Below are 12744 nucleotides of genomic sequence, written 5' to 3' on the forward strand. Positions count from 1 at the left end.
GAGCGGCCGCCTCTCCGTGCCCCAACACCCCGTTCTGCGACACTGGGTGGATGAACCATGCAGCCATGAGGGCCCGTGCGGCCGTCGACCTCGCCGCGGTGCGCTCCAACGTGCGGGCGCTGCGGGACCGCGCGCCCCGGGCCGAGCTGATGGCCGTGGTGAAGTCCGACGGGTACGGCCACGGCGCGGTCCCCTGCGCCCGGGCGGCCCGCGAGGCCGGGGCGACGTGGCTGGGCACCGCGCTTCCCGAGGAGGCGTTCGCGCTGCGCGCCGCGGGGGACACCGGGCGGCTGATGTGCTGGCTGTGGGCGCCCGGCGGGCCCTGGCGGCAGGCGGTCGAGCAGGACGTCGACGTGTCGGTCAGCGGGCTGTGGGCCCTGCGCGAGGTGACCGCGGCGGCACGGGCGTGCGGCCGTACCGCCCGCGTCCAGCTCAAGGTCGACACGGGGCTGGGGCGCAACGGCTGCCAGCCCGCCGACTGGCCCGAGCTGGTCGGCGCCGCGCGCGCCGCCGAGGCCGAGGGCGCGATACGGGTCACCGGCGTCTGGTCGCACTTCGCCTGCGCCGACGAGCCCGGCCATCCCTCCATCGACGCCCAGCTCGCGGCCTTCGCCGAGGCCGACGCGGTGGTCCGCCGGGCGGGCCTGGACCCGGAGGTGCGCCACCACGCCAACACCCCGGCGCTGCTCAGTCTCCCGCACGCGCACTTCGACCTGGTGCGCGCCGGGATCGGCATCTACGGCGTCTCGCCCAGCCCGGAGATCGGCGTACCGCAGGACTTCGGGCTGCGTCCCGCGATGACGCTGGAGGCGTCCCTGGCGTCGGTCAAGCACGTGCCCGGCGGCCACGGCGTCTCGTACGGGCACCGCTACACGACGTCCGGCGAGACCACGCTCGCCCTGGTCCCGCTCGGCTACGCCGACGGCATCCCCCGCCATGCGTCGAACAGCGGACCGGTGCTGGTCGCGGGCAAGTGGCGGACGGTCGCCGGAACCATCGCGATGGACCAGTTCGTGGTCGATCTCGGCGGGGATCCGGCCCAGGTGGGGGATGTGGCGGTGCTGTTCGGTCCGGGCGACCGGGGTGAGCCGACCGTCGAGGACTGGGCGCGTGCGACGGGCACGATCGGGTACGAGATCGTCACGCGGATCGGTACCCGGGTGCCACGCGTCTATGTCGACGAGCGCGCGGACACGGGGAGCGGGACATGAGCGACAGGACGGGGGCGGCCGCCGACGCCGCGCTCGACGCGGCGGCCGAGGCGGCCACGACGGCCGGCAACTGGACACGGGCGGGGCGCCACGCGGGCCTCGCCGGAGCCGCCATCGGCGTGGTCGCGGCGGGTGCCGCGGCGGGCGTGGCCATCGAGCGGCTGACGGTCGGCCGGGGCGTACGGCGCAAGGCGCGGCTCGCGCTGGACGCGGCGGGCCCGTACGGCACGCTGCGCGGCACACCGGGCACGGCGGTGGCCGAGGACGGCACGGAGCTGCACTACGAGATCGACGAGCCGGGCGACGGCAGAGGCAAGGGCGGCGGCACCGGCAGTGCGCGCCGCAAGCGGCTGCTGGGGCTGCTGGGACGCCGCTCCGGGGCGCCCACGGTCGTTTTCAGCCACGGCTACTGCCTGAGCCAGGACTCCTGGCACTTCCAGCGCGCGGCCCTGCGCGGCGCGGTGCGCAGCGTCCACTGGGACCAGCGCAGCCACGGCCGCTCGGAGCGCGGCCGGGCCCAGCGCGACGGCACCGAGCCGGTCACCATCGACCTGCTGGGCCGGGACCTGAAGGCGGTGCTGGACGCCGCCGTGCCCGAGGGGCCGATCGTGCTGGTCGGGCACTCCATGGGCGGCATGACGGTGATGGCGCTGGCCGACCAGTATCCGGAGTACGTCGCGGAGCGGGTGGTCGGCGTGGCCCTGATCGGCACATCGGCGGGCCGGCTCAGCGAGGTCGCCTTCGGGCTGCCGTCGCTGGGCGTCAAGGCGTTCCACCGCCTGGCGCCGGGCGTGCTCAAGGCGCTCGGCTCGCAGAGCGAGCTGGTCGAGAAGGGCCGCCGGGCGACCGCCGACCTCTTCGCCGGGCTGGTCAAGCGCTACTCCTTCGGTACGCCGAAAGAGGTGGACCCGGGGGTGGCGCGGTTCGCCGAGCGGATGATCGAGGCGACACCGATCGATGTCGTCGCCGAGTTCTTCCCGGCCTTCGCCGTGCACGACAAGACCGAGGCACTGGTGGCGTTCGATCCCGTGCCGGCGCTGGTGCTGGCCGGCGACCGGGACCTGATCACCCCGTCCGACCACAGCGCCGCCATCGCCGAGCTGCTGCCGGGCGCGGAGTCGGTGTGCGAGCCGGGCGCCGGCCACCTGGTGATGCTGGAGCGCCCCGAGGTGGTCACCGGCCATCTGGAGACGCTGATCGAGCGGGCGGCGGCGACGGCGGCGGCTGCGCGGTCGGCGCGGGCCTGAGCGCGGGCCCGAGCACGGGTCCGGGGCCGGCCGTGACCGTCTTCCCGGTGTCCGCCGGGCGCGGACGGGTTCGGAATGCCGGTGGTGCGCGCCGTACCATCGGCGCATGAGCGCCACCGAGACGATCGTGCACGTAACCGCCAAGTCACCCCGGCAGATGCAGGAGTTGGGCCGCAGACTGGCCGGGCTGCTGCGCCCCGGGGACCTCGTGCTGCTGACCGGGGAGCTGGGAGCGGGCAAGACGACGCTGACCCGCGGGCTGGGCGAGGGCCTCGGCGTACGCGGCGCGGTCACCTCGCCGACGTTCGTGATCGCCCGGGTGCACCCGCCGCTGACCGGGGGCCCGGCCCTGGTGCACGTGGACGCGTACCGGCTCGGCGGCGGTCTGGACGAGATGGAGGACCTGGACCTCGACGTCTCGCTGCCGGAGTCGGTGGTGGTCGTGGAGTGGGGCGACGGCAAGGTCGAGGAGCTGTCCGAGGACCGGCTGCACGTGGTCATCGAGCGCGCCGTGGGCGCGGACGCGCCGGCCGCCGCCGACGACGGGGCGGCGGACGAGGACGACGTGCGCGAGGTCGTGGTCCGCGGCGTCGGGCCGCGCTGGGCGGACGCGGACCTGACGGTGCTGGCCGGGGAGTGGACGGCGCCCGTACGGTAGTTTCCGACAAGCCGTCGGGAAGATGTTGCGCGCGCGGCGCCGGACGTGGTCACATGGGTGAAGAGAGAGCCGGTTAGGTCTGCCTAACTCGCCCGCTTGCCCAGGAGCCACGGGAGGCATCCATGTCGGCCCACCAGCCCGTCACCGCAGCGGTCCGCGACGGCGCGGCCGAACCGTCGCCGACCATGAACGAGCTGCTGGCGGCGTGCGCCGCGGCCAACGCGGTGTCCACGCCCCCGCAGCCCCCGTCCCGCGCCGAGGACGGCACACAGGACGAGACGCGGGTCATCGCCCCGCAGGAGGCGCCGCGCGACGCGGATACCCGCGACGCGGCATAAAGGCCCCGGGGCGCGCCCTCAGGGGACGACGACGACCTTCGTCTTGTGCAGCGCGAAGTCCCACATCGCCGTGCCGTCCGTACGCGACTCCCGGATACCGCCGGTCTTCTTCGTCGCGTTCGGGTCCGGCTTCGAGCCGTCGAGCGCCGCGCTGAAACCGATCACCACACCGTCGGCGACCGTGAAACGCACCACGTGCTCGATCGGCACCCCGTCGGAGCCGGTGACCTTCAACGTACGGCCGTTGACCTTGTACGTGCCCGGGGCCGGGCTGACGGTGCTCGGCGTGACCTCGTACGTCCGCTTCACCTTGCCGTCCGCCGTGACCAGCCACACCCGCCGCGCGCCCAGCGCGTAGACGACCCGCTCGCCCTCGCCCGAGCCGGGCGGGACCGGCACCTCCGCCTTCTGCCGACCCGCGCCGTCCTTGCCCTTGCCCGGAGCCGGGCTCGCGGAGGACGACGGCTGCTTGGCGGCGGTGGCGTGGTCGGGCGCCGAGGCGGACGCCTGGTAGGCCAGGAAGCCGACGGCGGCGAGCGCGGCCGCCGTCAGAGCGGTGACGATCGAACTGCTCTTTGCGGACACCGCCGTGCCACCTTTCGTACGCGCGTGACTACGGGTGACGGTAGCACCCGGCAAGGCACCCGCGGCCGCGCCGTAGTCTTGGAGGCGTGCTGCTGCTTGCTCTGGACACCGCAACCCCCGCCGTCACCGTCGCCGTCCACGACGGCTCCCGCGTCCTCGCCGAGGAACGCCAGGTGGACGCCCGCCGGCACGGCGAACTGCTGCTGCCCGCCGTCGACCGGGTGCTCGCCGAGGCCGGCGTGGAACTCGGCGCGGTCAGCGACATCGTCGTCGGCGTCGGCCCCGGCCCGTACACCGGCCTGCGGGTCGGGCTCGTGACGGCCGCGACATTCGGGGCCGCGCTCGACGTGCCGGTGCACGGCCTGTGCACGCTGGACGGCATCGCGTACGCCTCCGGGCTCGACGAGCCGTTCCTGGTCGCGACCGACGCCCGCCGCAAGGAGGTCTACTGGGCGCGCTACGCCGACGCCCGCACGCGGCTCACCGAGCCCGCCGTGGACCGCCCCGCGGACATCGCCGACGAGGCCGGCGCGCTGCCGTCGGTGGGCGCGGGCGCGGTGCTGTACGCCGACACCTTCACCGGCGTCCGGGCCGGCGGCCCCGAGCACCAGTCCGCGGGCGCGCTCGCCGCGCTGGCCGCCGAGAAGCTGGCGCGCGGCGCGGAACTGCTGCCGCCGCAGCCGCTGTACCTGCGGCGCCCGGACGCGCAGGTGCCCGCCAACTACAAGGTGGTCACGCCGAAGTGACCGCTCGGGTGGCTGTCGCCGGGAGCGCGCGGGACGGTGCCGTGCTCCGCGAGATGCGCTGGTGGGACATCGCGCCCGTACTGGAGCTGGAACGCGAACTGTTCCCGGAGGACGCCTGGTCGGCGGGCATGTTCTGGTCCGAGCTGGCGCACGCGCGCGGCCCGGCCGCCAACCGCCGCTATCTCGTCGCCGAACGCGACGGGCGCCTCGTCGGCTACGGCGGCCTGGCCGCCGTCGACGGCACCGGCGACATCCAGACCATCGCCACCGCACGCGACCAGTGGGGCACCGGCCTCGGCGCCCGGCTGCTGACCGAGCTGCTGTCCGCCGCGACCGCCTTCGAGTGCGCCGAGGTGCTGCTGGAGGTCCGCGTCGACAACATACGGGCCCAGCGCCTGTACGAGCGGTTCGGCTTCGAGCCGATCGGCTTCCGGCGCGGCTACTACCAGCCGGGCAACGTGGACGCCCTCGTCATGCGCCGTACCACCGAGTCCCCCTCCGAATCCCCGGACGATTCCGCCCCGGAACCGGCCGGTGCCCCCGCCTCCCCGCCCGCACAAGGAACCCCGGACCATGGCTGACGAACCGCTCGTCCTCGGCATCGAGACCTCCTGCGACGAAACCGGCGTCGGCGTCGTGCGCGGCCACACGCTCCTCGCGGACGCCGTCGCCTCCAGCGTCGACGAGCACGCGCGCTTCGGCGGCGTCGTCCCCGAGGTGGCCTCGCGCGCACACCTGGAGGCGATGGTCCCCACCATCCGGCGCGCCCTGAAGGAGGCCGGCGTCGCGGCGTCCGACCTCGACGGCATCGCGGTCACGGCCGGGCCCGGCCTGGCGGGCGCCCTGCTGGTCGGCGTCTCCGCGGCCAAGGCGTACGCCTACGCCCTCGGCAAGCCGCTCTACGGTGTCAACCACCTCGCCTCGCACATCTGCGTCGACCAGCTCGAACACGGCGCCCTGCCCGAGCCGACCATGGCCCTGCTGGTCTCCGGCGGCCACTCCTCCCTGCTGCTCGCCCCCGACATCACCTCCGACGTCCGGCCCCTCGGCTCGACCATCGACGACGCGGCAGGCGAGGCGTTCGACAAGGTCGCGCGCGTCCTGAACCTGGGCTTCCCGGGGGGCCCGGTCATCGACCGCTACGCACGCGAGGGCGACCCGGACGCGATCCGGTTCCCGCGCGGCCTGACGGGCTCGCGCGACCCGATCTACGACTTCTCCTTCTCCGGCCTCAAGACGGCCGTCGCCCGCTGGATCGAGGCCCGGCGGGCGGCGGGCGAGGAGGTTCCGGTCGCGGACGTCGCGGCGTCCTTCCAGGAGGCGGTCGTCGACGTCCTGACCCGTAAGGCGGTCCGCGCCTGCAAGGACAACGGCGTCGACCACCTGATGATCGGCGGCGGCGTCGCGGCCAACTCCCGGCTTCGCGCGATGGCCGCGCGCCGCTGTGAGGACGCGGGCATCACGCTGCGCGTCCCCCGTCCCAAACTGTGCACCGACAACGGCGCCATGGTCGCCGCCCTCGGCGCCGAGATGGTCGCCCGCGACCGTCCCGCCTCCGCCTGGGATCTCCCGGCCGACTCCTCCCTCCCGGTGACCGAACCCCATGTCCCGGGCAAGCCCCACACCCACGACCAGGCGGGCGGCGGCCACGGCCACACGCACGGCCATGGCCACGGTCACGACCACTTCCACGAGCTGAGCAAGGACAACTTGTACTCGTAGGGGCTGTATCCGAGGGGAGGGGGGACGCGGCCGGTCAAGCCCGCGCCGACTGCCGCGTCACTCGTTCGGTGGAAGTGTCCCGAAGGGCCCCCGGCCCCCCGCCTCGCCCGTCCGTTGACGCCACGTCATACCCTGGCTTGAGCTGACATATGCGGTTACGGGGAGGGGTGGCAATGGCCTGGTTCTGGTGGGTGTTCGCGTTTTTCATGGCGGGTGGCTTCGCCAAGGTCGTGGATGTCGGGCGGAAGGCGATGAGCACACGGCACGCGCGGAAGATGGAGCGGCTGGAGAGCGCGCGGCGCGAGCGGCGGGAGCTGGCGGCGGCACACCGGCCCCCGGAGCCGGTGTGCGGGTGTACGCACCATCTCGCCCAGCACGACAAGCAGGGCAAGTGCCATGAGGTGACGCAGGTCCCGACGGCCTGGGACGAGGAGCGCAAGCCGGTCAGGTACGAGCCGGGGCAGTGCACCTGCCAGCAGTACGTCGGCCCGCAGCCCCTGTCGCAGGTGTTCGCGGAGGAGCTGACGGACCGGGCGTGAGAGCCGGGTGGCGGGGGCCGCGTCAGGCGGTGCGGGCCTCCCGGCCGAGCAGCATCGTGGGGGCGCCCGCCACGCGGGTCAGGAAGACGATGCAGGAGTTCGGGCCGGAGAGCTTCAGCTTCCTGCGCAGCTCCTCGGGTTCGACGGCCGAGCCGCGCTTCTTGACGACGGCGACACCGACCCCGCGTTCGCGCAGCAGCGCCCTGAGCTTCTTGACGTTGAACGGCAGCGTGTCGGTGATCTCGTACGCCGTGGCGTACGGGGTCGGGCGGTGCTCGTCGGCCGTGACGTAGGCGATGGTCGGGTCGATCAGGCGGCCGTCCACCCGCTGGGCGACCTCCGCGACGAGGTGCGCCCGGATGACGGCGCCGTCGGGCTCGTACAGCCAGCGGCCGACCGGGCCCGGATCGGGGTCGGGCAGGCCGGTGTCCAGCAGGAAGTCACCGGCGGGCAGGAGCGTGGCGCGGCGCGCGCCCGGTGCGGTGCCGAACCACAGGACGGCTTCCTTCACATCGCCGCCGTCGGAGATCCACTCCGCCTCCGCCTCGTCCGGGACGGTCTCGTGCGGGATGCCCGGCGCGATCTTCAGGGCCGCGTGCGGCGCCGTACGGGCGGCCCGCACCGCCCAGGAGAGCGGCGGTGAGTACGCCTCGGGGTCGAAGATCCGCCCGCCGCGTCCGCCCCGGCCACCGCGCCGCGCCGGATCGACGAAGACCGCGTCGTACGCCGAGGTGTCGACCTCGGTGACGTCGGCGCAGCGTACCTCGATCCGGTCGGCCAGCCCGAGCGCCTCCGCGTTGGCGCGGGCCGCCGCGCAGGTCAGCGGGTCACGGTCGACGGCCAGCACCTGGATGCCGGCCCGGGCCAGGGCGATGGCGTCGCCGCCGATGCCGGAGCACAGGTCGGCGACCGAGCGGACGCCGAGGGCGGCGAAGCGGGTGGCGCGGTGGGCGGCGACCGTACCGCGAGTGGACTGCTCGACGCCGTTGGGCGTGAAGTACATGCGCGCGGCGTCCGCCCCGAACTTGGCGGCGGCGCGCTGGCGCAGCCGTGCCTGGCCCAGCGCGGCGGAGACCAGCGTGGCCGGGTGGTCGCGCCGCAGCCGGGTCGCGGTCGCCAGCTCGTCGGCCGGGTCGTGGTCGCGCAGTTCGGCCAGCAGTGCCTGGCCTTCGGGCGTGTGCAGCGCGGAGAAGGAGTCGAGGTCGTTCGCCTGGTTCACCCGGTCCATTGTGGGCCAGCGCGCGCGTACGGGAGCGGCGGGGCGGGAGACGGGGGAGGGAACGGGGCGCGGCTAGCCGCGTGAACGGCGGGCGCGGCGGCCGTGGCCGCCCTGGGGTGTGGCCGGTGCGGGCGGCAGCGCCGCGACGACCCGGGGAGTGGCCTGTGTCGCGTCCGGATCCGCCGCGGCGTGGGCCCGCCGCCCGCGCCGTCCGCCGCGCCCGCCCGGCTGTCCTATCGGCTCGCGGCGGCGCTGCGCGCTGTCGCTGATCCGGATGAGCAGCGCGACCATCACCCAGTTCGCGACGAGCGAGGACCCGCCCTTGGCCAGGAACGGCAGCGCCTTGCCGGTGAGGGGTATCAGTCCGGTGACGCCGCCGGCGACGACGAAGACCTGGAGCAGCAGCGCGCTGGCCAGGCCCACCGCCAGCAGCTTGCCGAAGGGGTCGCGGGCGGTGAGGCCGACGCGCAGGCCGCGCTGGGCGAGCAGGACGTACAGGAGCAGGGTGGCCATCACACCGGCCAGGCCCAGTTCCTCGCCGACGGTGGTGAGGATGAAGTCGCTGTTGCCCGCGAAACCGATCAGTTCGGGGTGGCCCTGGCCCAGGCCCGTACCGCTGATGCCGCCGCTGCCGAAGCTGAACAGCGCCTGCGCGGCCTGCTCGGAGACCAGGCCCGGCGGCCGCTGTTTCTCGGGCAGGAAGATGTCCATGGGGCGCAGCCAGGCCATCACGCGGCCCTTGACGTGCGGTTCGGTCGAGCCGACGACGGCGGCGCCGATCACCGCCATGGCCAGGCCGCACAGCACCCAGCTCGTGCGCTCGGTGGCCATGTAGAGCGTGATCACGAAGAGCCCGAAGAAGATCAGCGACGTGCCGAGGTCACGCTCGAAGACCAGCACCAGGAGGCTGATGATCCAGATGGTGAAGATCGGCCCGAGCTGGCGGCCGGGCGGGAGCTGGACGCCCATGACGCGGCGCCCGGAGAGCGCGAGCGCGTCGCGGTTCAGGGTCAGATAGCCCGCGAAGAACACCGCGATCATTATCTTCACGAACTCGCCGGGCTGGAGCGACAGCGGCCCGACGAAGATCCAGCGCTTGGCGCCGTACGTGTCGCCGGGGAAGAACGCCGGCGCCATCAGCAGCACCAGCGCGACGGCCATCGTCAGGTAGATGTAGCGCTGAAGGAAGCGGTGGTCGCGCAGCAGCATCAGCACGGCCGTGCAGACCGCCACCCCGATCACCGTCCACACGAGCTGCCCGCCGGCCGCCGGGGCCATGTGCAGGCTCGGTTTGGCCGCGTACGTGATGTCGAGGCGGTTGAGCAGCACCAGGCCGAGGCCGGACAGCAGTGTGGCGAGCGGCAGGATCAGCGGGTCGGCGCGTGGCGCGAAGCGGCGGACGACCAGGTGCGGGACGAGCGCCATGAAGAAGACGGCGGCGGCGAAGCCGGGCAGTCCGGTGGGCAGCCGGCCGTTCATCGACAGGCCGGTGTACGCGTAACCGAAGACCGTGATCAGCACGGCGAAGGCGAGCAGCCACATCTCCGTACGCCGCCGGTTCGGGGCCTGGGCGAGAGCGGCGAACGTCATCGTGCGCTCGGCGTCGCTCTCCGGCCCCTCAGGGGTCCGGAGCGAGCTCGTCAGTCCACGCACGGGATGCCTCCGCCATCAATCATGGGAGCCGTCTGCCCGGAACGATCCGTCCCGGAACCGGACTCCACCGTCGATGAGGAAGACGAGGCCGACAGTTGCAGGGTTCCCGCAGGTGAGCGGGGTGTGACCGACCCGGCACGAGACCGTCGCCGCTGGTAGACAAGCCAGAACGGCCGACGCCGGGGGCGATGTCCCGGCCCACTTGCCGCCGTATCTTGTCCGGATCCATCCGGTTCCCGTCTGTCCCGTCCCCCCTTTTGGCCCAGTGGGGCAGTCGGTCGGTGGGGTGTGGGGTGTGCGTTGTGCGGCTTTGGCCCGGTGGGGGTGCTCGTTGTGCGCTTTGGGTCCGTGGGTGGGGGCTCGGGGCCCTTCCGGGGGTACTCTCCCCCCCCGCACCCAGCAATGCGATCCGCGCGACAGCGCAACCCCTCGCGCGAAGCGCGAACGTCCACCCACACGGGACCGCACCCGCGAAGAAGGCGCAGGATTGCCAATCCCCCCACCTGGGCAAGGTGGCCACCGAACCCCCGCCGTCCCCACAGACGCGCCCCAAGGCAAATTGGCACTCCGCTTGACCGAGTGCTAACCGCGTCATAGTCTCAGCTCTGGCACTCTCCGTCGGGGAGTGCCAAACACAGCGACGGGCAGGTCCGGCACCCGCGACGACGGATCCACCTGGTCGCCACCTCAGACAGTTAACCCCGTGAGATCTCCGAAGGGGGAGGTCGGATCGTGACGACCGCCAGCTCCAAGGTTGCCATCAAGCCGCTTGAGGACCGCATCGTGGTCCAGCCGCTCGACGCCGAGCAGACCACGGCTTCGGGCCTGGTCATTCCGGACACTGCCAAGGAGAAGCCCCAGGAGGGCGTCGTCCTGGCCGTTGGCCCGGGCCGCTTCGAGGACGGCAACCGTCTTCCGCTCGACGTGACCGTCGGCGACGTCGTGCTCTACAGCAAGTACGGCGGCACCGAGGTGAAGTACAACGGCGAGGAGTACCTCGTTCTCTCGGCTCGCGACGTGCTCGCGATCGTCGAGAAGTAATTCACCGAAGAATGCCTTGAGCTGCGCCCCTGGTTCCCGCGTCTAAACAACCGGTCGCCCGGGGCGCAGTTCGTTGGAGAGAACGACTAAGGACACGTAACTCATGGCGAAGATCCTGAAGTTCGACGAGGACGCCCGTCGCGCCCTTGAGCGCGGCGTCAACAAGCTTGCCGACACCGTGAAGGTGACGATCGGCCCCAAGGGCCGCAACGTCGTCATCGACAAGAAGTTCGGCGCCCCCACCATCACCAACGACGGTGTCACCATCGCCCGTGAGGTCGAGGTCGACGACCCGTACGAGAACCTTGGCGCGCAGCTCGTGAAGGAGGTGGCGACCAAGACCAACGACATCGCTGGTGACGGCACCACCACCGCCACCGTGCTGGCGCAGGCGCTGGTCCGCGAGGGCCTGCGCAACGTCGCCGCCGGCGCCTCCCCGGCCGCCCTGAAGAAGGGCATCGACGCCGCGGTCAAGGCCGTGTCCGAGGACCTCCTCGCGACCGCCCGCCCGATCGACGAGAAGTCCGACATCGCCGCCGTGGCCGGTCTGTCCGCGCAGGACAAGCAGGTCGGCGAGCTGATCGCCGAGGCGATGGACAAGGTCGGCAAGGACGGTGTCATCACCGTCGAGGAGTCCAACACCTTCGGTCTGGAGCTGGACTTCACCGAGGGCATGGCCTTCGACAAGGGCTACCTCTCGCCGTACATGGTCACCGACCAGGAGCGGATGGAAGCGGTCCTGGAGGACCCGTACATCCTGATCCACCAGGGCAAGATCGGCTCGATCCAGGACCTGCTGCCGCTGCTGGAGAAGGTCATCCAGGCCGGCTCCTCCAAGCCGCTGCTGATCATCGCCGAGGACGTCGAGGGCGAGGCCCTGTCGACCCTGGTCGTCAACAAGATCCGCGGCACCTTCAACGCCGTCGCGGTGAAGGCCCCCGGCTTCGGTGACCGCCGCAAGGCGATGCTCGGCGACATGGCCGCCCTGACCGGCGCGACCGTCATCGCCGAGGAGGTCGGCCTCAAGCTCGACCAGGCCGGTCTGGACGTGCTGGGCACCGCCCGCCGCGTGACCGTCACCAAGGACGACACGACCATCGTGGACGGCGGCGGCAACTCCGCCGACGTCGAGGGCCGCGTCAACCAGATCAAGGCCGAGATCGAGTCCACCGACTCGGACTGGGACCGCGAGAAGCTCCAGGAGCGTCTGGCGAAGCTGGCCGGCGGCGTCTGCGTGATCCGCGTGGGTGCGGCCACCGAGGTCGAGCTGAAGGAGAAGAAGCACCGTCTGGAGGACGCCATCTCCGCGACCCGCGCCGCGGTCGAGGAGGGCATCGTCTCCGGTGGTGGCTCCGCCCTGGTGCACGCCGCCAAGGTGCTGGAGGGCTCCCTCGGCAAGGAGGGCGACGAGGCCACCGGTGTCGCCGTGGTCCGCCGCGCCGCCGTCGAGCCGCTGCGCTGGATCGCCGAGAACGCCGGTCTTGAGGGCTACGTCATCACCGCGAAGGTGGCGGAGCTGGAGAAGAACCAGGGCTTCAACGCCGCGACCGGCGAGTACGGCGACCTGGTGAAGGCCGGCGTCATCGACCCGGTCAAGGTCACCCGCTCGGCGCTGGAGAACGCCGCGTCGATCGCCTCGCTGCTGCTCACGACCGAGACCCTGGTCGTCGAGAAGCCGGCCGAGGAGGAGGCCGAGGCCGGTCACGGTCACGGCCACGCCCACTGAGGCAGCTCAGCCCAACGAGGCCCGGTCCCCTTTCGAGGGGGCCGGGCCTCGTCCCGTTG

At 72.8% G+C, this 12744-nt stretch carries 13 protein-coding genes; 10 read left to right on the top strand and 3 right to left on the bottom strand.

Annotation, left to right across the window (positions count from 1 at the left end; genetic code table 11):
- Positions 1-50: 50 nt before the first annotated feature.
- From alr to ACH4EB_RS14740, 4 genes are all read left to right on the top strand, one after another.
- Positions 51-1211: an alanine racemase gene (gene alr, locus ACH4EB_RS14725; RefSeq protein ID WP_398347808.1), complete on the top strand. Its 1161-nt coding sequence runs from the start codon at positions 51-53 to the stop codon at positions 1209-1211.
- On the top strand, positions 1208-2458 hold the full coding sequence (locus tag ACH4EB_RS14730) for an alpha/beta fold hydrolase (protein ID WP_398347809.1): 1251 nt from the start codon (positions 1208-1210) through the stop codon (positions 2456-2458). The genes alr and ACH4EB_RS14730 overlap by 4 nt, the downstream gene beginning before the upstream one ends.
- Positions 2459-2564: 106 nt before the next feature.
- A complete protein-coding gene (gene tsaE, locus ACH4EB_RS14735; protein ID WP_398347810.1) occupies positions 2565-3116 on the top strand; it encodes a tRNA (adenosine(37)-N6)-threonylcarbamoyltransferase complex ATPase subunit type 1 TsaE in 552 nt (183 codons plus the stop codon).
- A gap of 122 nt (positions 3117-3238) precedes the next feature.
- Positions 3239-3454 (top strand): hypothetical protein, encoded by a 216-nt coding sequence (locus tag ACH4EB_RS14740; protein ID WP_398347811.1) that lies wholly within the window; start codon positions 3239-3241, stop codon positions 3452-3454.
- 18 nt (positions 3455-3472) lie between these two features.
- Here the strand turns inward: ACH4EB_RS14740 and ACH4EB_RS14745 are convergent, their stop codons facing one another.
- The gene (locus ACH4EB_RS14745) at positions 3473-4039 is read right to left on the bottom strand and encodes a hypothetical protein (RefSeq protein ID WP_398347812.1); all 567 of its coding nucleotides are present in this window, start codon (positions 4037-4039) and stop codon (positions 3473-3475) included.
- 86 nt (positions 4040-4125) lie between these two features.
- Between ACH4EB_RS14745 and tsaB the strand changes: the two genes are divergently transcribed.
- From tsaB to ACH4EB_RS14765, 4 genes are all read left to right on the top strand, one after another.
- The gene (tsaB, locus tag ACH4EB_RS14750) at positions 4126-4785 is read left to right on the top strand and encodes a tRNA (adenosine(37)-N6)-threonylcarbamoyltransferase complex dimerization subunit type 1 TsaB (protein WP_398347813.1); all 660 of its coding nucleotides are present in this window, start codon (positions 4126-4128) and stop codon (positions 4783-4785) included.
- Between the two features lie 53 nt (positions 4786-4838).
- Positions 4839-5366, top strand: a complete 528-nt coding sequence (gene rimI, locus ACH4EB_RS14755; RefSeq protein ID WP_398348115.1) for a ribosomal protein S18-alanine N-acetyltransferase — start codon at positions 4839-4841, stop codon at positions 5364-5366.
- Entirely contained in the window at positions 5359-6507 is a 1149-nt protein-coding gene (tsaD, locus tag ACH4EB_RS14760) for a tRNA (adenosine(37)-N6)-threonylcarbamoyltransferase complex transferase subunit TsaD (RefSeq protein ID WP_398347815.1), read from the top strand. The genes rimI and tsaD overlap by 8 nt, the downstream gene beginning before the upstream one ends.
- 173 nt (positions 6508-6680) lie before the next feature.
- Entirely contained in the window at positions 6681-7046 is a 366-nt protein-coding gene (locus ACH4EB_RS14765; RefSeq protein WP_398347816.1) for a hypothetical protein, read from the top strand.
- Positions 7047-7068: 22 nt separating this feature from the next.
- Here ACH4EB_RS14765 and ACH4EB_RS14770 read toward each other — a convergent pair whose 3' ends face one another.
- Together ACH4EB_RS14770 and ACH4EB_RS14775 are read right to left on the bottom strand one after the other, a co-directional pair.
- Positions 7069-8274 carry a methyltransferase domain-containing protein gene (locus ACH4EB_RS14770; RefSeq protein WP_398347817.1) on the bottom strand — a complete coding sequence of 402 codons (1206 nt, stop codon included), beginning with the start codon at positions 8272-8274 and terminating at the stop codon, positions 7069-7071.
- A gap of 63 nt (positions 8275-8337) precedes the next feature.
- Positions 8338-9855, bottom strand: coding sequence for an FtsW/RodA/SpoVE family cell cycle protein (locus tag ACH4EB_RS14775; protein ID WP_398348116.1), 1518 nt, complete (start codon positions 9853-9855; stop codon positions 8338-8340).
- Positions 9856-10650: 795 nt separating this feature from the next.
- Here ACH4EB_RS14775 and groES point away from each other — a divergent pair.
- Both groES and groL read left to right on the top strand, forming a co-directional pair.
- Complete coding sequence (groES, locus tag ACH4EB_RS14780; RefSeq protein WP_010986397.1) at positions 10651-10959, top strand: co-chaperone GroES; 309 nt, start codon at positions 10651-10653, stop codon at positions 10957-10959.
- Positions 10960-11062: 103 nt separating this feature from the next.
- Positions 11063-12685, top strand: coding sequence for a chaperonin GroEL (gene groL, locus ACH4EB_RS14785; RefSeq protein WP_398347818.1), 1623 nt, complete (start codon positions 11063-11065; stop codon positions 12683-12685).
- Positions 12686-12744: the final 59 nt, after the last annotated feature.

The organism is Streptomyces sp. NPDC018045 (assembly GCF_044327445.1).
GTDB lineage: Bacteria > Actinomycetota > Actinomycetes > Streptomycetales > Streptomycetaceae > Streptomyces.